This is a genomic window from Nocardia sp. NPDC051990, assembly GCF_040680755.1.
Lineage (GTDB): Bacteria > Actinomycetota > Actinomycetes > Mycobacteriales > Mycobacteriaceae > Nocardia.
The window spans coordinates 68,041-87,103 of sequence record NZ_JBFAXH010000001.1 but is presented as its reverse complement, the minus strand read 5'-3'; the positions used below and the strand labels follow the sequence as shown (position 1 = coordinate 87,103).

The 19,063-nt window shown below is 65.8% G+C and carries 22 protein-coding genes; 11 read left to right on the top strand and 11 right to left on the bottom strand.

Annotated elements, in window-relative coordinates; all coding sequences use genetic code 11:
* Positions 1–2: 2 nt before the first annotated feature.
* Both AB0L63_RS00425 and ybaK read right to left on the bottom strand, forming a co-directional pair.
* The gene (locus AB0L63_RS00425) at positions 3–278 is read right to left on the bottom strand and encodes a hypothetical protein (protein ID WP_364492710.1); all 276 of its coding nucleotides are present in this window, start codon (positions 276–278) and stop codon (positions 3–5) included.
* Between the two features lie 101 nt (positions 279–379).
* Entirely contained in the window at positions 380–874 is a 495-nt protein-coding gene (gene ybaK / locus AB0L63_RS00420) for a Cys-tRNA(Pro) deacylase (protein WP_364492708.1), read from the bottom strand.
* Positions 875–1,240: 366 nt separating this feature from the next.
* On the opposite strand from ybaK, the gene AB0L63_RS00415 reads away from it, so the two are divergent.
* The 4 genes from AB0L63_RS00415 (at position 1,241) to AB0L63_RS00400 (ending at position 4,188) form a co-directional block, all read left to right on the top strand.
* On the top strand, positions 1,241–1,882 hold the full coding sequence (locus AB0L63_RS00415; protein ID WP_364492706.1) for a sigma-70 family RNA polymerase sigma factor: 642 nt from the start codon (positions 1,241–1,243) through the stop codon (positions 1,880–1,882).
* 20 nt (positions 1,883–1,902) lie between these two features.
* Positions 1,903–2,163: a mycothiol system anti-sigma-R factor gene (gene rsrA / locus AB0L63_RS00410; RefSeq protein WP_364493890.1), complete on the top strand. Its 261-nt coding sequence runs from the start codon at positions 1,903–1,905 to the stop codon at positions 2,161–2,163.
* A 271-nt stretch (positions 2,164–2,434) separates the two neighbouring features.
* On the top strand, positions 2,435–2,650 hold the full coding sequence (locus AB0L63_RS00405) for a biotin/lipoyl-binding carrier protein (protein WP_364492704.1): 216 nt from the start codon (positions 2,435–2,437) through the stop codon (positions 2,648–2,650).
* A 23-nt stretch (positions 2,651–2,673) separates the two neighbouring features.
* On the top strand, positions 2,674–4,188 hold the full coding sequence (locus tag AB0L63_RS00400) for a histidine kinase N-terminal domain-containing protein (protein WP_364492702.1): 1,515 nt from the start codon (positions 2,674–2,676) through the stop codon (positions 4,186–4,188).
* A gap of 224 nt (positions 4,189–4,412) precedes the next feature.
* Here the strand turns inward: AB0L63_RS00400 and AB0L63_RS00395 are convergent, their stop codons facing one another.
* Complete coding sequence (locus tag AB0L63_RS00395) at positions 4,413–4,667, bottom strand: WhiB family transcriptional regulator (RefSeq protein ID WP_011211115.1); 255 nt, start codon at positions 4,665–4,667, stop codon at positions 4,413–4,415.
* A 251-nt stretch (positions 4,668–4,918) separates the two neighbouring features.
* A complete protein-coding gene (locus tag AB0L63_RS00390; RefSeq protein ID WP_364492700.1) occupies positions 4,919–5,863 on the bottom strand; it encodes a diacylglycerol kinase family protein in 945 nt (314 codons plus the stop codon).
* A gap of 67 nt (positions 5,864–5,930) precedes the next feature.
* On the opposite strand from AB0L63_RS00390, the gene AB0L63_RS00385 reads away from it, so the two are divergent.
* On the top strand, positions 5,931–6,371 hold the full coding sequence (locus AB0L63_RS00385; RefSeq protein ID WP_364492698.1) for a hypothetical protein: 441 nt from the start codon (positions 5,931–5,933) through the stop codon (positions 6,369–6,371).
* Positions 6,372–6,377: 6 nt separating this feature from the next.
* Here AB0L63_RS00385 and AB0L63_RS00380 read toward each other — a convergent pair whose 3' ends face one another.
* From AB0L63_RS00380 to AB0L63_RS00360, 5 genes are all read right to left on the bottom strand, one after another.
* Complete coding sequence (locus tag AB0L63_RS00380; protein ID WP_364492696.1) at positions 6,378–7,058, bottom strand: endonuclease V; 681 nt, start codon at positions 7,056–7,058, stop codon at positions 6,378–6,380.
* 128 nt (positions 7,059–7,186) lie between these two features.
* Entirely contained in the window at positions 7,187–7,678 is a 492-nt protein-coding gene (locus AB0L63_RS00375; RefSeq protein ID WP_364492694.1) for a GNAT family N-acetyltransferase, read from the bottom strand.
* Positions 7,675–8,286, bottom strand: a complete 612-nt coding sequence (locus AB0L63_RS00370; protein ID WP_364492692.1) for an acid phosphatase — start codon at positions 8,284–8,286, stop codon at positions 7,675–7,677. Before AB0L63_RS00370 ends, AB0L63_RS00375 begins: the two co-directional genes overlap by 4 nt.
* 130 nt (positions 8,287–8,416) lie before the next feature.
* Positions 8,417–9,655: a hypothetical protein gene (locus tag AB0L63_RS00365; RefSeq protein ID WP_364492690.1), complete on the bottom strand. Its 1,239-nt coding sequence runs from the start codon at positions 9,653–9,655 to the stop codon at positions 8,417–8,419.
* Positions 9,656–9,780: 125 nt separating this feature from the next.
* Positions 9,781–11,484, bottom strand: coding sequence for a DEAD/DEAH box helicase (locus AB0L63_RS00360; protein WP_364493887.1), 1,704 nt, complete (start codon positions 11,482–11,484; stop codon positions 9,781–9,783).
* A gap of 527 nt (positions 11,485–12,011) precedes the next feature.
* On the opposite strand from AB0L63_RS00360, the gene AB0L63_RS00355 reads away from it, so the two are divergent.
* The 3 genes from AB0L63_RS00355 (at position 12,012) to AB0L63_RS00345 (ending at position 14,777) form a co-directional block, all read left to right on the top strand.
* On the top strand, positions 12,012–12,869 hold the full coding sequence (locus AB0L63_RS00355; protein WP_364492688.1) for a hypothetical protein: 858 nt from the start codon (positions 12,012–12,014) through the stop codon (positions 12,867–12,869).
* 70 nt (positions 12,870–12,939) lie between these two features.
* A complete protein-coding gene (locus AB0L63_RS00350; protein WP_364492685.1) occupies positions 12,940–13,995 on the top strand; it encodes an alpha/beta fold hydrolase in 1,056 nt (351 codons plus the stop codon).
* Positions 13,996–14,084: 89 nt separating this feature from the next.
* A complete protein-coding gene (locus tag AB0L63_RS00345; RefSeq protein ID WP_364492683.1) occupies positions 14,085–14,777 on the top strand; it encodes a ferritin-like fold-containing protein in 693 nt (230 codons plus the stop codon).
* Here AB0L63_RS00345 and AB0L63_RS00340 read toward each other — a convergent pair whose 3' ends face one another.
* The gene (locus AB0L63_RS00340) at positions 14,778–15,608 is read right to left on the bottom strand and encodes a helix-turn-helix transcriptional regulator (protein WP_364492681.1); all 831 of its coding nucleotides are present in this window, start codon (positions 15,606–15,608) and stop codon (positions 14,778–14,780) included.
* A 102-nt stretch (positions 15,609–15,710) separates the two neighbouring features.
* Here AB0L63_RS00340 and AB0L63_RS00335 point away from each other — a divergent pair, with 102 nt between their 5' ends.
* On the top strand, positions 15,711–16,259 hold the full coding sequence (locus tag AB0L63_RS00335; protein ID WP_364492679.1) for a YceI family protein: 549 nt from the start codon (positions 15,711–15,713) through the stop codon (positions 16,257–16,259).
* 269 nt (positions 16,260–16,528) lie between these two features.
* Positions 16,529–16,756, top strand: a complete 228-nt coding sequence (locus AB0L63_RS00330; RefSeq protein WP_364493884.1) for a DUF3107 domain-containing protein — start codon at positions 16,529–16,531, stop codon at positions 16,754–16,756.
* A 70-nt stretch (positions 16,757–16,826) separates the two neighbouring features.
* On the opposite strand, the gene AB0L63_RS00325 is transcribed toward AB0L63_RS00330, so the two are convergent.
* Positions 16,827–17,492, bottom strand: a complete 666-nt coding sequence (locus AB0L63_RS00325) for a TetR/AcrR family transcriptional regulator (RefSeq protein ID WP_364492677.1) — start codon at positions 17,490–17,492, stop codon at positions 16,827–16,829.
* Positions 17,493–17,957: 465 nt separating this feature from the next.
* Between AB0L63_RS00325 and AB0L63_RS00320 the strand changes: the two genes are divergently transcribed.
* Positions 17,958–18,929: a DUF3152 domain-containing protein gene (locus tag AB0L63_RS00320; protein ID WP_364492675.1), complete on the top strand. Its 972-nt coding sequence runs from the start codon at positions 17,958–17,960 to the stop codon at positions 18,927–18,929.
* The last annotated feature ends 134 nt before the right edge of the window (positions 18,930–19,063 follow it).

Here is a 19,063-nt window from a genome sequence, read left to right as displayed (position 1 = left end):
ACTCAGAGTTGGCACTTCACGCTGGGTGTCACGATATTCAGCACGCATTTGGCAATGCTGCCGGCCAGGTCGATGACCTTGCCCACGACACCGCCGCCCAACTTCTCGGCCTTGTCGGCCCTTTCATCCTTCTTCGGGGTGCCGTTCCGCTTCGGTGCATCGTCGCTGACCTGCGCGTTGAATGAGAAGTCGCCGACCTCGGTCGCCGGGGGACCGCTCGGTGCGGCGGTGGCCGTCGGTGCGAGCAGCAGTAGAGCTCCGAACGCAACGATGATCATGGTGCGCAAACGCTGACAAGCCGACATTTCGCATCACATCCTCGAGTCGGACGATCATGGCCCGTTCAGTAACGCACAAATGTTGCTGGTTTGGTGCGGAATTATACGGATGTGACTGGTGCGGTTACCGCGTTGGTGAGCCGGACCAGGTCCGCTGGTGCCAGTTCGATCTCCAGACCGCGCCGCCCCGCACTGCACAGCATGCGGTCCCAGACCAATGCCGACGCATCGACCACGGTGGGCAGCAGTTTGCGCTGGCCCAGCGGGGAGATGCCGCCGAGTACGTAACCGGTGATTCGCTCGGCCTTCGCCTTGTCCGCCATGGACGCCTTGGGCACACCGAGCGCCGCGGCGGCGGCCTTGAGCGACAAGGTATTCGGCACCGGCAGCACCGCGACCGCGAGCGCGCCGGTCGACAATTCGATCACCAGCGTCTTGAAGATCTGTGCCGCCGTCACCCCGACCTCGGCGGCGAGTGCGTCGACCGCCTCGGTGCCATAGGAGTCGGCGCGCGGATCGTGCTTGTACGCGTGGACGTGATGGGCCACACCGGCCTTGGCCAGGGTGCGGATCGCCGGGGTCGAGGCTCCTGCCATGCCGGTCACCCTAATGGCGATGCCGCTGACCTTTTCGAGCGACCTGCACCGGTCCATAGCGGTGCTCGGCACGGTGTTTTCGGGGTGGGGAGTTCGCTATGGGAACACAGTCGAGCCCGGACATGTTGCATGCGAATACAGAAAGCCGCACGGCTACAGGACGTAAAGGAGAGGTCGGTGCCTGTTCTGCTCCAAGAACGCCCGGTGGCGTCGACTGTGCCCGATTTGCGGCACGATCGGCGCCCTCCGTGGTTCCACTTCGATACCGCCCCTGGGCGCATCGAGAGCGCCGCGGGGGATGCTCAGTTCCCACTCGTTTCGACCGCGCCTGTAGATTTGGCAGGTACGGCGATCGAAGGGATTGGTGTGACGAGCGACGATGACGTGGTGACCGGCGGTGCGGTCGGCGCCGCGGTCGATGATGCCGAGCTGGTGCAGCGGTTCGAGCGCGATGCGCTCCCGTTGCTCGACCAGCTCTACGGTGCCGCGCTGCGCATGACCCGAAATCCGGCCGATGCCGAGGATTTGGTGCAGGAGACCTACGTCAAGGCGTTCCAGGGCTTCAAATCCTTCAAGGAGGGCACCAATCTGCGTGCCTGGCTCTACCGGATCCTGACCAACACCTACATCAACTCCTACCGCAAGAAGCAGCGCCAGCCCGCGCAGTATCCGACCGACGAGATCACCGACTGGCAGCTCGCCGCCACCGCCGAGCACACTTCGACCGGATTGCGTTCGGCCGAGGTCGAGGCATTGGACGCGCTGCCGGACGACGACATCAAGACCGCACTACAGGAGCTGCCGGAGGAGTTCCGGATGGCGGTGTACTACGCCGACGTCGAGGGCTTTCCATATAAGGAAATCGCCGACATCATGGGTACTCCCATCGGTACGGTGATGTCCCGGCTGCATCGCGGCCGCAAGCAGCTGAAGGGTTTGCTCGCCGATGTGGCGCGCGAACGTGGATTCAACCGCAACGGCGCGCAACGCCAGGAGGTCAAGCAGTGAGTACGGAGCGTGACCCCGATATGGAGTTGGACTGCACGGCTGTGCTCGCCGATGTTTGGCTCATGCTCGATGGTGAATGTGACGATGCCACCCGGGCTCGGCTGCAGCATCACATGGACCATTGCTCGCCGTGTATCGAGGCCTATGGCATCGAGGAGAAGATCAAGAGCCTGCTGAGCCGCAAGTGCGGCGGCGACCGGGCACCGGATTCGCTGCGCGATCGACTGACCCTGGAGATCCGCCGATCTGTCACAGTGACGCGGGTCGAGACCACCGAGTAGTTCCGGATACCGAAAACACGAGGGCCAGGTCTTCCTTACGGAAGATCCTGGCCCTCGGTGTTTTCGTGCTGCTACGGCTCAGGCGTTAGGACGCTTGCCGTGGTTGGCCGCGCTTCCCTTGCGGCTGCGCTTCTTACGGCCACGCTTACCCATCGGTATCCTCCTGGATCACCCCCGCGGTTGCGGGGAGCACTCTGATCGAAGGCCATTGTTTCATGTGTGGTTGGCTGTAGCTTCAGCGGATACGGGCCGAACGAGTGGATGGGGTGTCATGGCGGAGGAAGTGCTCTCGGAACTGGTGTCGGTCGTGCAGCAAGTCGTTGTTGCCAAGGGCGACGAGGTATACGAGGGCGACACCCTGGTTATTCTCGAGTCGATGAAAATGGAGATCCCGGTGCTGGCCGAAAGCGGTGGCACGGTGACCTCGATCGGCGTCAAAGAGGGCGATGCGATCAAGGCTGGGCACCTGATCGCCGTTATCTCTTAACTTCTGAAGCGGGTAGATCGAATATGGCGACACTGAGTGAGCTGCTGGCCGAACATACCGACCTACCCGGCGTCGCCGTGGACCATCTACAGCGGGTGGTCGGCGATTGGCAGTTACTCGCCGATCTGTCGTTCGCGGATCTGCTGCTGTGGGTCGGTGCGGGGCCGATCGCCGACGGCGCAGATATCGTCTGCGTCGCACAGTGCCGCCCGACCACCGCGCCGACGGTCCACCTGGAGGATCGGGTCGGCGGTATCGCCTCGCAGGCCGATCATCCGCAGGTCTTCGACGCGCTGATGACCGGCAAGATCGTGCGCGCGGACAGCGACATCGAGGCCGAGGGCGTCTACCATCCGCATCCGGTGCACGCCATCCGCGAGGCCATTCCGGTGCGTTGCGGCGACGATGTCATCGCGGTACTCAGCCGCGATACCGATCTACAGCGTTCGCGGGTGCGCAGCACGCTGGAGATCGCCTATGTCGCCTGCGCCGACGATCTGTGCCAGATGATCGCCGATGGCACCTTCCCGACCACCGAGGACCGCGCCGCGACCCACTCGAGCCCGCGCGCGGGCGACGGCTTCATCCGGCTCGATACCGACGGCATCGTCGTCTACGCCAGCCCGAACGCGCTGTCGGCGTATCACCGGATGGGGCTGCAGTCGGATCTGGCCGGTCAGGATCTGGCCGTCACCACCAGGTCGCTGATCACCGATCCGTTCGATGCCCAGGAGGTCGTTGGCGATATCCAGGCCGCTCTCGCCGGCCGGACCGGGCGTCGCATGGAGGTCGAGGCGCGCGGCGCCACCGTGCTGCTGCGCACTCTGGTGCTGCGCCCGCACGGGGAGCTGGCCGGGGCCGCGGTGCTGGTCCGTGACGTCACCGAGGTCAAGCGACGCGACCGCGCACTGCTCAGCAAGGATGCGACCATCCGGGAGATCCATCACCGGGTGAAGAACAATCTGCAGACCGTGGCCGCGCTGCTGCGGCTGCAGGCGCGGCGCACCGAGAACGAGGAGGCGCAGGTCGCACTGACCGAATCGGTGCGCCGGGTCACCTCGATCGCCTCGGTGCACGAAATGCTGTCCATGTCGGTGAACGAAGAGGTCGATCTCGACGAGGTGGTGGACCGGTTGCTGCCGATCATGGCCGATGTCGCGACCGTGCACACCGCGAGAATCAAAGTGCGCCGGGCTGGTTCGCTCGGTGTGTTCTCCGCCGAACGCGCGACCCCACTGGTGATGGTGCTGACCGAACTAGTGCAGAACGCCATCGAGCACGCCTTCGATTCCGGCGAAAACGGCACGGTGACAATCCGTTCCGAGCGTTCGGCGCGTTGGCTGGACGTGATCATCAGCGATGACGGCCGGGGCCTGCCACCGGGTTTCAGCCTGGAATCCTCCGACCGCCTCGGCCTGCAGATCGTGCGCACCCTGGTCACCGCGGAACTCGGCGGTTCCATCGGCCTGCACCCCGGCGCCGACATCGGCACCGACGCGGTATTACGCGTCCCCTTGGGGCGCCGCTCGGGACGCTGAGCCGAATTTGCTTGGCAAGCAATAAGACTCAGCTTCCACGCACAGATGACCACCACGAAGCGAGTCTCGACTGCTCGGAGGCGAGACAGAACGGGGCCGCGAACACGCAGCGCCGCAGGCGCTGCAAATCAAACACAGGCACAAAATAGCCCGGCACCTGAGTGCCGGGCCTTGATCGCGTTACCGGGCCGGGCTGATAGGTCCCGGTAACGCTGGTCGTCCGACTAGACGACGGTGCGGGTGCGCGTGCGGGCGTTGCGACGTTTGAGCGCCCGACGCTCGTCCTCGCTCATACCACCCCACACGCCGGCATCCTGCCCGGACTTCAGGGCCCAGGACAGGCAGTCAGCGGTAACGGGGCAGCGAGCGCAGACCAGCTTGGCATCGGCAATCTGCGCGAGCGCCGGACCACTGTTACCCACCGGGAAGAACAGCTCGGGGTCCTCATCGCGACAGATGGCCTTGTGGCGCCAGTCCATTCCTCTGCTCCTTTACTGGGCGCCGACAAAGGGCGCCGATGGTTTGTGGATCGTTCACTTGTGCGACTCGAATGTTTCCGCACGGTTGCTTGTGAATGCTTTCACGAACACCGTAGATGTCAATAGGTATCCGGTGCACCGTGGGGAAGCTCACGCTCTCACGGACCCCCAGGGGGAACCTGCCCGGTCCTTTGTACTCGCTCTACCTGGTTTTCGCAGCACAACATCGAGATTTTTCGCGCGTTTCGCGCTCATTCGGGGCGTGGAGCGACGACCTCGAGCACATCCGGCACGGCTGTGAAATCCACCATGTTGCGTTTTCCGATGAAATCGCCATCGATTTGCAGCCCGATGGGTTCGGTGGTCTCGATGTGCACAGACGGCACATCGTCTTCGCGAAATAGGTTGCGGGACTTGGGATTTCCATTGACCGCGAGCAACTGCCTGGCGAGCAGCAGGGTGGAGACCACCGACATCGACCGCACCGCAAACACGCCGAGACCCGTCTCGAAGGTCGTTCCCGGGTTCGTGTGCACCGGGGTGGCGTTCAGGTAGGTCCACGGACTCGCGTTTGTTACGAAGGCGTAATGGACCTCACCGATGGGGTCGAATCCGGGAATCTCGATCCGGATGCTCGGCTCCCTGCGCTTGGCCTTGAAAAATTGTCGCACAGTTGTTCGAACGTAGCGACCGGGGGTGGCGGCACGGCCATTGGCGCGGCTGTTGTCGATCGCCTCGCAGACATCGGCGTCCAGACCGACACCCGCGCTGAAGCCGAACCAGCGATCATCGGCGAGGCCGAGGCCGATTTTGCGGTCCCGGTTGAGGGTCAGCAGGTCGATGAGCTGGTTGGTCGCGGTCACCGGATCCGGGGATATGCCGAGGGCGCGCGCGAATACATTCGCCGAACCGCCCGGGATCACGCCGAGGCGCGGCAGCCATGCCTGCCCGTCGTCGACCTGGGGCAGCGGCAGAAACCCGTTGATGGTCTCGTTGACCGTCCCATCGCCGCCGTGCACCACGATCAGATCCATCTCGTTGGTCGCTGCCCACTGGGCCAATTCCGCCGCGTGGCCGCGGTGCTGGGTATGCGCGACGGTCAGCTGCGTGCGGCTCTCCAACGCGTGCGCCAGCAGGTCCCGCGTCGCCGGCGTAGTCGAGGTGGCATTCGGATTCACGATCAGCAGCGTCCGCACCCTCGGCAGCCTAATCGGCCGACGGCCCGGTCCGAAAAGCCGCCGAGTGGGTTCTAGGCTTGGCCACGTGGCGGACAGCGGCAAGGACGAGGTTTCGGCGGGTGTGCCCGCGACGGTGCGCGGTGCGGGCGGATTGGTCGCGCTGGAGGGTGCGGTGGCCGTGGTCGTGGCGATCGTGCTGGTCGTGCGCGGGCTGCTCGGACACGATCAGAGTGCCGTGAGCGGGTACGGCACGGCCGCGTGGTTCGGTGTTCTCGGCGGCGCGGTGCTCGCGGCCGGGATCGGACTCTTTCTCGGGCACCGCTGGGGGCGGGCCATCGCCGTGATCGCACAGGTGCTGCTGCTTCCGGTGACCTGGTCGCTGCTGACCGATTCGCATCAGCCCGTGCTCGGCGCGCTGCTCGGCATTGTCGTGGTCTCCGCACTGGTGCTGGTGTTCGCGCCCGCGTCGAATCGGTGGATGGCCGAGGTGTATGGGATCGAACCGGATCCGCCCGAATCGAAGTAGCCGGGTTCAGGCGGTGACGGCCCGCAGGGCCTGACGGCACAGGCGATCGGCTTGCCGGGTGGTTTCCGGCTGACGGTAGCGGGGGGTGAGTGCGAGCACCTGGGTACATGCGGTATCCAGGTCGATGAGATGGCCGACCGAGACGAAGACCGGTTTGACACCGCGTCGGGTGCGCAGCGCACGCCCGACGATTTCGCCGTCCATGGTGATATCGCTGACCGCGCCGCGCTCCGGACCGGGCTCCGGGTAGTCGCCCCACGGTGTCTTGGCTACGCCGATCGTCGGTGTGCCCGTGAGGATTCCGACATGGCAGGCCAAGCCGAAGCGGCGTGGATGGGCGACTCCCTGACCATCGCAGATCAGCAGATCCGGTGTGGTAATGAGCTTTTCGAGCGTGGCGAGGGTGGTGGGTAGTTCGCGGAAGGACAGTAGGCCAGGCACATAGGGAAAGGTGACGGTGCCGTGCGCTACCGCGGTATCGACGGGATCCAGTGTGGCACTGTCCAGTACGACGGCGGCCGTGGCAGCGATCCGGGTTGTGTCGTCGTAGGCGGAGTCGAGTCCGGCGGTGGTGCGGAATTGCGGTGGCCGCGGGTCGGCCGCAATCACCAATGGCCGCAGGGCATCCTGGATGGCCATCGCCTCGTCCGCGGTGGTCGGCCAATCCGTGGGTGCGGTAACCCTCACTTGCTCATGCCTCCGCCTCGCTGGCGCTCGGTTCCGGAACGAGCGAGTGCTCGGCTGTGTTGATGGTTCGCCCGCTACGCTCACTCACGACTGCGCGCTGTGCTGGTGGTTCACTCACTGGCGCTCACTCACCAGGCTTCGGCGGCGAGCTTATCGATGGCCGCGCCGGTGAGTCGGTAGCCGACCCACTCGTCCTGCGGGTTGGCGCCGATGGATTTGTAGAACTCGATGGCGGGCGTATTCCAGGTCAGCACGGCCCAGTCGACCCGGCTGTAGCCGTTCGTGGCGGCCTCCTCGGCGAGGGTGGCGAGCAGCGCCTTGCCGTAACCTTTGCCGCGGGTTTCCGGCTTGACGTACAGGTCCTCCAGATAGATGCCGTGTACGCCGGTCCAGGTGGAGTAGTTCAGGAACCAGATCGCACAGCCGACCACACCGGTCTCGTCCTCGACGACATGGGCGAAAACCGCGGGCGACGGCCCGAACAGCGCGGCGTCGAGTTGTTCGGCGGTGAGCGTGCACTCCGCGCGGGACTTTTCGTACTCGGCGAGGTCTTCGACGAGGCCAACCATGGCGGGTACGTCGGCGGGGGTGGCGCGGCGGATCGTGCCGGGGCGGGTCATAGTGCGGCTCCATGGTTTGCGGGAACTAGGTTGTGCGCCAGGATGGTTCGGTCGTCGTGTTCGTAACCGAGCACGGTGATCGCGGCGGTCGACATCGCGAAGCGACGCCCCTCCCTGATATCGAGTTCGGCCCAGCGGGCGATCAGCGTCCGAGAGAAATGACCGTGGCCGACCAGTACGATATCCCGGTCCGGCAGTGCGGGTTCGACCGATGCCAGCACCCGATCGGCGCGCGCGCTGACCTGAGCGGCCGTCTCGCCACCCGGCACGACTCCGGTCCAGATGGTCCAGCCCGGATCATGCTCGCGGATCTCGACGGAGGTCCACCCCTCGTAATCGCCGTAATCCCATTCGGCCAAATCGTCATCGACGACGGTATCGGTGAGCCCGGCGAGCGCCGCCGTGCGCACGGCGCGTTGCCGCGGACTGGTGAGCACCAGCGGGTCGTTCAGCTCCAGCTCCCTCAGCACCACGCCCGCGGCGCGCGCTTGTTCCTCGCCGTGCTCGGTGAGCGCCAGATCGGTACGGCCGGTATGGCGTCGCTGGCTCGACCAGGTGGTTTCGCCGTGCCGGAGCAGGACCAGCCGGGCATCGTCGCGTGCGGACATGACTAGGCCGCCTGCGCGAATCTTTGCCGGTCGGCGGGTGCCTCGATGCTCATTTCCCGGGCCGGCGGTAGGTGCGGGCCGGTCTTTGGGCGGTCCCGATGAGTTACCCATGTTCTTACTAAATCAGTCATCACGAGCCCAGTGCGAACATCTCGGCTTCCCGCCTTTCCAGCACCGTTGTGCCGAGGACGGCGAGCGAGATCGGGGAGCCGTCGTAGCCGGGGCGGGCGACCGGAATGCGTGACACTTCGGCGCCCGAGGTGGGATCGAGGACCGCGATCGCGCCGTCGACCGGCACGAGTAGTCGGCCCGCCATGAAGACCGGACTGCCGAGTGCGCCTGGTGCGGCCCAGATCGGATCGAAGGTGCCCGCGTTCAACGCGATCAGGCTGTTGCCGGTGAATACCAGGAACAGCGAACTGATCCGGGTGGTCGTCGACTTATCGCTCAGCGGTGCGGAAAGTTGGTGCACCACAAGCGCATTCCCGGTGCCGTCGAATACCGCGAGCCGCGGGGATATCGCTTCGGCGGTCGCCGTCGCGGGCACACCGGGTAGGTACAGCACGATTCGGTTGTCGGACACCGCGATTACCCGGGCGTCGGGTGCATCCGCACCGGATCCGTTGAGCACATGCGAGCCGTACTCCTCGGGCACCGTGTTGTCCTTCGGGGCCGGATTGAGCACGGTCAACCGATTGGCCGGGTCCTCGGGGCAGCGTTCCAGCACCGCGAGCCGGGTGGAGCTCGAACTCGACGAGATCAGCTTGCAACCCTTGCGCGGTTGGGTTTTCACGTTCACCGGTGCGTCGACGTAGCCGTATTCGAGGGTACGCACCAGATCCGAGCGCCACATCTCCAGCCGCCGCGGGCCCTGGGCCAGGACATAGGTGCCGTCGACCGATAGCTGCACGGCCGGATCCATATAGCTGCTGCGCGCGGTCCGGCGCGAGCCGTCCTCACCGGCCAGCAGCGTGGCCTGGCTGCAGCCGCGCTGATCCTTGTACACCGCGACCACCGTGCCGAACTGCGACTCCACGCCGCAGAGGGGGAGGTCGCGCCGGTAGTGCCACAGCGGCGCACCAGTGCGCGGATCGTGGCCCGTCACGGTACCGTCCGCGCCCGTGACGACCGTGCCAGCGGCCACCAGCGCCCGGCTCGCGGCCGGGTCGGGCGCATGCCACAGCTCATGCAGACTTGTCGGCACCTGATCGGCCGCGGCCGGGGTGGAAATCGGATGTTCCGCCGTGACCGACTCGGTGCCCCTGGCATCGCTGCGCGCCCACACCACCACCGCCGCGATCACAACGACCACGGCGATCGCGACTGCGGAGATGATGTCGGCGCGCGTTCGCCGCTCGGGTGCGAGCACGCTTGCGAGACTACAACGTATCGTCCGGTCGATGCGATCGGTCTCGCCGTGGATCTCCGCCGCCGCCCCAGCTGCGCAGACGGCACAGGCGCGCCTGTGGCATGACAGACGCGCCTGCGTATCGACTATGCCGAGGCGGTAACTGTCGCGGGAGCGGTGTCCGCGGCAGCTTCGTCAGCGGTCGCTTCGCCCGCGGGCTTGCGACGGCGGCGCCGACGACGCGCAGGCTGATCGGTGGTCTCGGCGTCATCGGCATCGCTGTCCGCGCCCGCCTCGGCGGTCACATCGGTGCCGTTGTCGCCGTTGCCATTCGACTCGATGCCGTTCGCGGTATCACCGGCGGACCTGCGGCGGCGGCGACGACGGGTGGGCTTATCCGCCGTCTCGTCGTCGCTCGCGTCGTCGAGTGGGGCTGCGGCGGTATCGGTTTCGGCTTCGCCGGTCTCGGTGTCGTTGGTCGCGCCGTCGATCGGCTGGCCCGCGCGGGTGCGGCGCCGAGTGCGCATGCGCGGCGTGCGAGCGGGGCGCTCGACCACCTCGGCGTCCTCGTCGCGTACCGGCCGCGGCTTGCGGACCGTGCCGGTGACACCCTCCGGAATGCCGAGGTCGGAGAACAGATGCGGGGAGCGCGAATAGGTTTCGACCGGGTCCGGGATGCCGAGGCCGAGGGCGCTGTCGATGGCGGCCCAGCGATTCAGTTCATCCCAGTCGATCAGCGTCACCGCGACGCCGGTGCGTCCGGCCCGGCCGGTGCGCCCGATCCGGTGCACGTAGGTCTTCTCGTCCTCCGGGCACTGGTAGTTGATGACGTGGGTGACATCGTCGATATCGATGCCGCGCGCCGCGACATCGGTCGCGACCAGCACATTGATGGTGCCCTTGCGGAACTTGGTGAGCGCCTTCTCCCGGGCGATCTGGCCGAGGTCACCGTGTACGGCCCCGACGGCGAAGCCGCGGTCGGCCAGCTCGTCGGCGACCTTCTGCGCGGTGCGCTTGGTCCGGGTGAAAATCATGGTCGCGCCGCGGTTCTCGGCCTGCAGCACCTTGGCGATCAGCTCGCTCTTGTCCAGTGCGTGCGCACGGTAGACGAACTGCGCGGTGCGATCGTGTACGGCGGAATCGTGGGGCTCCTCGGCGCGGATATGCGTCGGCTGGGTCAGGAAGGTGCGGGCCAGGGTGATGATCGGGCCCGGCATGGTGGCCGAGAAGAGCATGGTCTGGCGCTGCGTCGGGACCATGCCGAGAATGCGTTCGATATCGGGTAGGAAGCCCAGATCCAGCATTTCGTCGGCCTCGTCCAGCACGAGTACGCCGACCTTGCCGAGAATCAGATGGCCCTGATCGGCCAGATCCATGAGTCGGCCGGGGGTGCCGACGACCACGTCCACGCCGGAGCGCAGCGCGGCGATCTGCGATTCGTACGGGCGGCCGCCGTAGATCGAGAGCACGCGCAGTTTGCCCTTGCGGTTGCGCAGGTACTTGCTCGCGTTCTCCAGATCCGCGGTGACCTGGATGCAGAGTTCGCGCGTCGGCACGATGATCAGTGCCCGCGGGGTGCCGTCCAGCGGGGTCGTCCCGGTGTCGGCGGTCGCGATCCGGTGCAGCAGCGGCACACCGAATCCGAAGGTCTTACCCATACCTGTGCGGGCCTGACCGATCAGATCTTCACCGGCGAGAGCCAGCGGAAGGGTCAGTTCCTGAATTGCGAAGGTGCGTTCGATTCCGATCTCACCGAGGGCTCGCACGATTTCATCGCGAACCCCCAATTCGGCGAATGTCGGAGCGGTGTGGGTTTCGTCCAGTTCGGCGGTCAGTAGCGTATCCGCCAGACCAGGTTCCTGTTCGACAGTGATCTTGCTCAGGTCCGTGCCTTTCCTCGTTATCGCGTCACGCGCGCACGAGGTGTGGGGCGGACCGGCCGGCCCGCGACAACCACATATCCGCCTGTGATACTCACCTCGGCCACTGCCGGTGATGCCTGCGGGAGCTCGTCGTTTCGGCGGCTGACCTCGGCAGACATCGGCGCGGCGCAAGGGTGATGCGGATCTGGTGCGCGCACATATTCCCAGACTTCGAAAATCTCGTCGGCGACACTCTGGCGACCGTACGATCCGGCGACTCGACGGACGAAAATTTCCGTTGTCCGCAGAGATTGTAGCGTGATATTGTGCACGGCTCGAATTTGCGGTAGCAACTGCTTGCCGATCGCTCGAAACGGTCGCCGTAGCGACTGCTTGCAGGTCGCTCGAAATGGTCGGTCACCGTAGCGACTGCTTGCAGGTCGTTCGAAATGGTCGGCAATTTCGGGCGAAATACGCGGTTTCCATCCGTTGGCCGTCGACGTACGCTGCGCCACATGGCAATTCATCTGGCGCGTCGAATCTGGCATACTCTCGAACCCATCCACGATGTGGTGTATTTCGGCGCGGACGTCAAGCGGGCCGGAGTCGCGCTCGGACTACGCGGATTCTGGCAGACTTACTTCGCGTTCCGGGCCGCGCCGCTGGGGGCGGTTGGCGCGGGAGCCGTACTGGCGACCTTCGCCGGATTCCATCCGGACGTGGTGGCCAAGGCGGTGCCGGACGCCTGGGCCAGAACGACGCCGGCGGCATGCCTCGCGGCCCGGCTAGACTTTTCGGTCGGATTGTTGCGTGGAGCCGGAGCCGGTGATGCCGATTGTGCCCGTGCCGCCGAACTGCTCGAACCGGTGGCGCGCACGGCCGATGCGACCGGCCGCCCGCTGTACGCGGCGAATGCGGAATTGCCGCTGTCCGCCGATCCGGTGGCCGCGCTGTGGCAGCTCACCACCACCCTGCGCGAACATCGCGGTGACGGGCATGTGGCGGCCCTGATCGCCCACGGTCTGACCGGATCGCAGGCGCTGGTGCTGCAGGTCGCGGCCGGTAAGGCACCCGAATCGGTGATGCGACCCGCGCGCGGCTGGTCGGAGCGGGAATGGTCCGACATCGCCGACGAGTTGCGTGCAAGGGGATTGATCGCCGGCGAATCGAGCAGCCCCGAGTTGACCGGCGCGGGTGCCGAATTGCTCGAACGAGTGGAGGCCGACACCGACGAGGCGGCCTGGAACGGCGCCTTGGCGGCGCTGTCGCAGGACGCCATCGCCGAGCTGACCTATGTGCTCGATCCGTTGACGCGGCGCGTCCAGCAGAGCGTGGTGCCGCCGCTCAATCCGATCGGCATGCCTCGGAGTTGAGCGGTGCACGATTGCTCACAAATCGGAGTTGCCTGTTACCGTCGGTAACGTGATATGAAAGATTCATGGTGTGAGTCTCACCGATACCGTCACCATCGCCGCGCGCAATGCCTGGGCGCTGACCTTCGGCCAAGGTGTCGCGGCGCCCGATCCCGCCCCGTCGACGGTGCTGTGGGACGAACCACATCGGCAGTTGCGCCGCTTCGAAGCTACCGGATCCGTCGCTGCCGCAACGGATTCGGCGGTGCTGCTGGTGCCGCCGCTGGCCGCGCCCGCCAGTTGCTTCGATCTGCGGCCGGATCAGAGCGTGGCCCGGTTCCTGCTGGAGACGGGCCGGGCGCCCTACGTCATCGACTACGGCGCGATCACCTTCGCCGACCGACGGATGGGCTTCGAGACCTGGATCGATGACATCCTGCCCGAGGCGATTCGGCGCATCTGCGCCGACCGCGGCGGCCGTCCGGTCGATCTGGTCGGCTGGTCGATCGGTGGCACCCTCGCGCTGCTGACCGCGGCCGCGCACCCCGAACTGCCGATCCGCTCCATCACCGCGGTCGGTTCGCCGCTGGACTACGACAAGATGACCGGCATTCCCCAGGTGCGCGCGGTGGCCAAGCTGACCGGCGGCATCGCCACCTCGACGGCGGTACGCATGGTGGGCGGCATTCCGGCCACGCTGACCCGAATTGCCTACCGGGTCACCGCATGGGACCGCGAACTCACCCGTCCCTGGTTCGTCGCGAGCAATATCGCCCGCACCGAAAACCTGGCCAAAATGGAGTCCATCGACCGTTTCATGTCCGAAATGCCGGGCTATCCAGGGCGCTTCTACGGCCAGCTGTGGGGCCGCCTGATCCTGCACAACGACATCGGCCGCGGTGTCGTCGAACTCGGCAAGCGCCGCATCGAGTTAGCCGAGGTGACCGCGCCCGTGCTGCTGGTCGGTGGACCCGCCGATGTCATCACCCCAGCCGCCGCGGTGGCCGCCGGACAACGCACCCTCACCGGCGCTCGGTCCGTTCGCTATGAAACCGCACCCGGCAGTCACCTCGGCATCCTCACCGCCGAAACCGCGCGCGACACCACCTGGACCTATCTCGATAAGTTCCTATCCGAGCTGTCCTGAGCGATCACCTCCCGATGTTCGCCGCGATGACAGCGACACGTACCGGGATGACGGTGACACGTAACGGACCCGGACTACGCTGTGTCGACATGGGAGCACAGTCACCTGCAACGGTAGGGGTTTCGTTGTCCGGCTCGTTCATTTCCGCCGACGACACGGGCGTGACCGACCTGTTCGCGGTGCTCGCCTACGGTGAGATCTCCGCGTTCTACCGGCTGGCCGAGGAGGCCAAGCTGTCGCCGACACTGCGCGGCAAGGTGGCCGTCGCGAAGATGGCCGCCGCCGAGATGCGGCACTTCGGAACCCTGGAGTCCGCGCTGGCCGAACGCGGTGTGGACGTCTTCGATGCGATGGCGCCGTTCGTGCGTGCCCTGGACGCCTACCACGACTCCACCGATCCCTCGACCTGGCTCGAGTCGATGGTCAAGTTCTATGTCGGTGACGGTATAGCCGCCGACTTCTACACCGAGATCGCCGGCGCCCTGTCTCCCGAGGTCGCCGCCGTGGTCCGCGATGTGCTCGCTGAGACCAGTCACTCCGAATTCGTGGTGGAGGAGGTGCGCCGCGCGGTCGCGACGAGCCGCTCCGTGCGCGACCGGCTGACGCTGTGGGGTCGGCGCCTGCTCGGTGAGGCGATCACCCAGGCGCAGTACGTCATGGCCCAGCGCGACGAACTCACCGAGCTGGTGCTCACCGCGACCGGTGACCTCAACGGCATTGCCGCGCTGTTCGAGCGCATGCAGGCCAGTCACGCCGAGCGCATGGCCGTCCTGGGCATCTGATTACTCGTTGACCGCGCCGACCAGTCGCAAGCCCGGCGATTGCGCCTGGGCCTGGTCGGTAAGCCAGACGACGACGCACTGATCCCTATCGGCGTTCAGGGCCTCGAATGCGATATCGATATGGCCGTATTCGGGGTGGTCGAACCGCATCGTGCCGGAGGTCAGGTCGTCGATATGTTGTGGCTGCCAACGGCTTTCGAACTCCGGATAGGCCAGCAGCGCGTCGATCAGCTCGACCAGGCTGTCCTCGCCCGGCCAGCGGATCGTCGCGCGCCGCAGTGCGGCCGAGAAAATATCGGCCACCTCGTCCCAGTTCCGCAACACCTGCTTGGCGCGCGAATGCGCGAAGGTGAACCAGGCCAGATTCACGACCTCCGGATTATCGAGCAGCCCAACGGGTTTCGCGATGTTCTCCCATGCCGGATTCCAGCCGAGCACATTGAACCGCCGCCCGATCACGAAGGCCGGAGTGGGATGTAGCGCGCGCAGGATGGTCTCGATCGCGGGCGTCGGGTGTTCTGCGACGGATTCGGTGGTGGGGCAACGGGATTCGTTATTCGAGGTGATGGCGAGCCAACCGAAGTGGTGTCGGTCCCTACCTTCGAGTAGCAGCGCCTGTGCCAGCGCATCGATGACCGCCGGCGACGGATTGGTATCGCGGCCCTGCTCGAGCCGGGCCAAATAGTCGGCGCTCACCCCGGCGCGCACCGCGACCTCTTCGCGGCGCAATCCCGGAGTGCGGCGGCGACCGCCTTCGGGAAGTCCCACATCCGCGGGCCGCAATTGGGCCCGGCGGGCGATGAGATATTCCGCGAAGGGATTGGGTGCCATACGTTTCATCGTGTCCCGTCCTGGGATGGTTATCCGCGCCCTGACGGGTCCAGGATAACGGCGGTGTGGCTAGCGGACCGCGGTCCGGTCATGGTCTATGGCATGACATCTTCCGCTGAATCCGCCACTGCCACCGCGCTCACCCCAGGCTCCTGGACCCTTGACACGATGCACTCCCAGGTCGAATTCACCATCCGCCACCTCGGCATCTCCAAGGTCCGCGGCCGCTTCACCAAGTTCGAGACCGAATGCGTGGTCGACGACAAGGGCTTCGCCACCCTCAGCGCCACCATCTACCTCGACTCCTTCGATACCGGCAATGTCGCGCGCGACAACCACGTGCGCACCGCCGACTTCCTCGATGTCGCCAACCGCCCCACCCTGAGCTTCCGCGCCGTCGAGCCGGTCCTGATCGCGGAATCGTTCGAGGTCGAGGGCGAGGCCACGCTCGGCGAGATCACCAAGCCGGTCACCCTCGATGTCGAGTGGGGCGGCGTCCAGGAGTTCGCCGGGACCGGCGACCGGCATGCCGGATTCTCCGCGACCGGCACCATCAAGCGCACCGAATTCGGCGTCGGCGGCCCGCTGCCCGGCATGCTGAGCGACGCGGTCAAGGTCGAGCTGGAGATCCAGCTCATCGAGCCCAAGTAGGCATATCCATGCGCGCGGGCTGGCGTTCGCGACAGGCGAACGCCAGCCGCCTGGTCGGTCGACGGTGCTGTCGGATCCCCGATGTGACCACTGATTTCCCAGGTACATGGGTAACTCCCCGGGTACGCCCAGAATTGGGGGGTTGTCCGGCCGCCGGTCGCCGACGTGGATTCCGTGGCTCTTAGTGGGGCGCCTGAATACCCCGGGAGGCAGGGGAGCATTAGCCTTGATTTCGACAGCACACAGGACTCTAGGTTCGGAGGTTGGCCGTGGAGGTCAAGATCGGTATTTCGGATAGCCCGCGCGAGCTCGTGATCAATAGCGGGCAGACCCCGGATGAGGTCGAGGCGCTGGTGTCCGGTGCGCTGAGCGGCGAGGGCGGCGTCGTCGCGCTCACCGACGAGAAGGGCCGCAAGTTCCTGATCCAGGCCGCGAAGGTCGCTTACGTCGAGATCGGCGCCGCCACCAGCGGCCGCGTCGGCTTCGCATCGGTCTGAGCCGAACCGCGACGCAACAGCCGAGAGCCCCCGCATTCGCTGGAATGCGGGGGCTCCGTTGTCTGCTCGGTCAGTGGATCGGATGCAGCGGCACGTGCGACAGACCGCCCCACGCCAGGGCGACAGTGGTGTCGACCGCCTCTTCCTTCGGAATCGGCCGATCCGCCTCCAGCCAATACCGGGCGGTGAACTGGCTGGTGCCGACCAGTCCGACCGCGAGGATCCTGGCCCGGTAGGGGTCCAGACCGGAATCGTGGGCGACCAGATCGAAGACCGCGTCCACACACGCCTCGGTGGCCTGCTCGACCCGGCGCTGCACCTGCGGCTCGCTGATCAGATCGGATTCGAAAACCAGTCGGAAGCCCTGCATTTCGTTGTCGACGAAATCAAAATAGGCCTGTACCGCGGCCCGCACGCGCTGGCGGTTGTCGGTGGTCGAGCGCAGCGCCTGACGCACACTCGACACCAGCATGTCGACGTAGTTCTGCAGCACCGCCAAATAGAGTTCGAGCTTGCTGGCGAAGTGCTGATAGAGCACCGGCTTGCTGACTCCGGCGCACTGTGAGATCTCGTCCATACCGGCAGCGTGGTAGCCGCGTTGAACGAATACCTCACTGGCGGCCAAGAGTAGCTGTTGACGACGCTCGTCGCGCGGAAGCCGGGTACCGCGCTTGGTCGGCGCCATGGCATCGGACGACGTTCTGCGCGACGTCATCCGGTCCACGAGGTCAGTCATTTTCGGCTCTCCCAGTCGATGCCCCGGCAAATTGGGGTGTACACCGGGTATCCCATGAACGATACCCGGTTGTACAACGTCTGCGGATCTGGGCCGCAGATGCAGTCCAGTCGGTGAGATATGTCGCATTATCAGCGACTGCTTGCAGGTCGCTCGAAAGGATCGGCATCGGGCACGGTGGCGAGGCTGGGCGGGGGTATTGCGCCTTGTGAGACGCTGGTTGACGTGACCGACCGACCGGAAAGATCCTCCGGCGGCGGGCGCAGCACGCACCGCCGGACTGGCTCCGCCGCGTCCGGGTCCGTAGTCTCGGGCCCTGTGGAAAGGCCAGGCCCCGAGGTGCGTACGGGCGCAGCCACTCGAAACGGTGTCGCTGCCCGGGACGGCGCCAAGGGTGAGATCGAATGGAGATCCGGTTCGCCAGCGAGCGCTACGAACGGTGTCGAGATCTATGACCCCCCCGGCTTGTCCGAATCACCCGTCGATCGTTCCTATCAACCGCTGCGGGCCCGCTGGGATCCCACCGAAGAACAGCGCTCCAGGCGGTCCAGACCCGAGCGCGATACCAAGAAGCAGAGCGCACTCGGTCGTTTCATCCGCACCTATGGCTGGCGTGCTTACGCACTTCCCGTACTTTTCGTGGTGACCGTGCTGGTGATCGTGGACGCGGTGCGCGAGGTCAGCGATCCGGCGGATATGGCAGGCGGGGCACCGGGATTCGGACGATTGAGCCCGCGCGCGGCAACAGCGGGAATCATCGGCGCACCACCCGGCGACGGCCACTTCCCGACGAATCTGCCGACCGGCGCGCTGCCCGACGGCGGACCGTTCACCGAAACCGGTATGGGCGCATGGCATATGGTGCCGGGGACCACCGTGCAGGTGGGTACCGGATCGGAGTACCAGTTCAAGTACACCATCGAAATCGAGGACGGCGTAGACACTTCCGGATTCGGCGGGGACGAATCCGTTGCCAAGATGATCGACAGCACCTTGAACAATCCCAAGAGTTGGACGCACGACACCAAATTCGCCTTCCGGCGCATCGATCACGGGGTACCGGACTTCCGCATTTCGCTGGCCTCCCGCGAATCCTCGCGCAAGGCATGCGGTTTCGATATTCCGATCGACTCCTCCTGCTTCAATGCCGATCTGCGCCGGGTGGTGCTTTCGGAGGTGCGCTGGGTCCGCGGTGCGCTGGCCTTCGAGGGTGATATCGGTTCCTATCGGCAGTACCTGGTCAACCACGAGGTCGGCCATGCCATCGGCTATCACCAGCATCAGCCGTGCGAAACCGATGGCGGGCTCGCGCCGGTGATGATGCAGCAGACCTTCGGCACCAAGAACAACGACATCGCGGTCCTTGATCCCGATGGTGTGGTCCCGATGGACGGTAAGCGCTGTCGCTTCAACCCTTGGCCGTATCCACGCGGTTGAGCTGTATTTTTGGCCGCGCGGGCGCGGCGTGTTCGCGGCCCCCCTGGTGTCTCGCGTCCGACCCTTTCGAGCGACCTGCAAGCAGTCGCTAGCCGAGACTCGCGACTTCGTCGCATGCGCTTCGACGACTCGGA

Bases quoted from the DNA above. Each gene is read 5' to 3' on its own strand.
- AB0L63_RS00425 (WP_364492710.1), bottom strand. From the start codon at position 278: ATGATCATCGTTGCGTTCGGAGCTCTACTGCTGCTCGCACCGACGGCC.
- ybaK (WP_364492708.1), bottom strand. From the start codon at position 874: ATGGCAGGAGCCTCGACCCCGGCGATCCGCACCCTGGCCAAGGCCGGT.
- rsrA (WP_364493890.1), top strand. From the start codon at position 1,903: ATGGAGTTGGACTGCACGGCTGTGCTCGCCGATGTTTGGCTCATGCTC.
- AB0L63_RS00405 (WP_364492704.1), top strand. From the start codon at position 2,435: ATGGCGGAGGAAGTGCTCTCGGAACTGGTGTCGGTCGTGCAGCAAGTC.
- AB0L63_RS00400 (WP_364492702.1), top strand. From the start codon at position 2,674: ATGGCGACACTGAGTGAGCTGCTGGCCGAACATACCGACCTACCCGGC.
- AB0L63_RS00395 (WP_011211115.1), bottom strand. From the start codon at position 4,667: ATGGACTGGCGCCACAAGGCCATCTGTCGCGATGAGGACCCCGAGCTG.
- AB0L63_RS00375 (WP_364492694.1), bottom strand. From the start codon at position 7,678: ATGACCCGCCCCGGCACGATCCGCCGCGCCACCCCCGCCGACGTACCC.
- AB0L63_RS00370 (WP_364492692.1), bottom strand. From the start codon at position 8,286: ATGTCCGCACGCGACGATGCCCGGCTGGTCCTGCTCCGGCACGGCGAA.
- AB0L63_RS00355 (WP_364492688.1), top strand. From the start codon at position 12,012: ATGGCAATTCATCTGGCGCGTCGAATCTGGCATACTCTCGAACCCATC.
- AB0L63_RS00345 (WP_364492683.1), top strand. From the start codon at position 14,085: ATGGGAGCACAGTCACCTGCAACGGTAGGGGTTTCGTTGTCCGGCTCG.
- AB0L63_RS00340 (WP_364492681.1), bottom strand. From the start codon at position 15,608: ATGGCACCCAATCCCTTCGCGGAATATCTCATCGCCCGCCGGGCCCAA.
- AB0L63_RS00335 (WP_364492679.1), top strand. From the start codon at position 15,711: ATGACATCTTCCGCTGAATCCGCCACTGCCACCGCGCTCACCCCAGGC.
- AB0L63_RS00325 (WP_364492677.1), bottom strand. From the start codon at position 17,492: ATGACTGACCTCGTGGACCGGATGACGTCGCGCAGAACGTCGTCCGAT.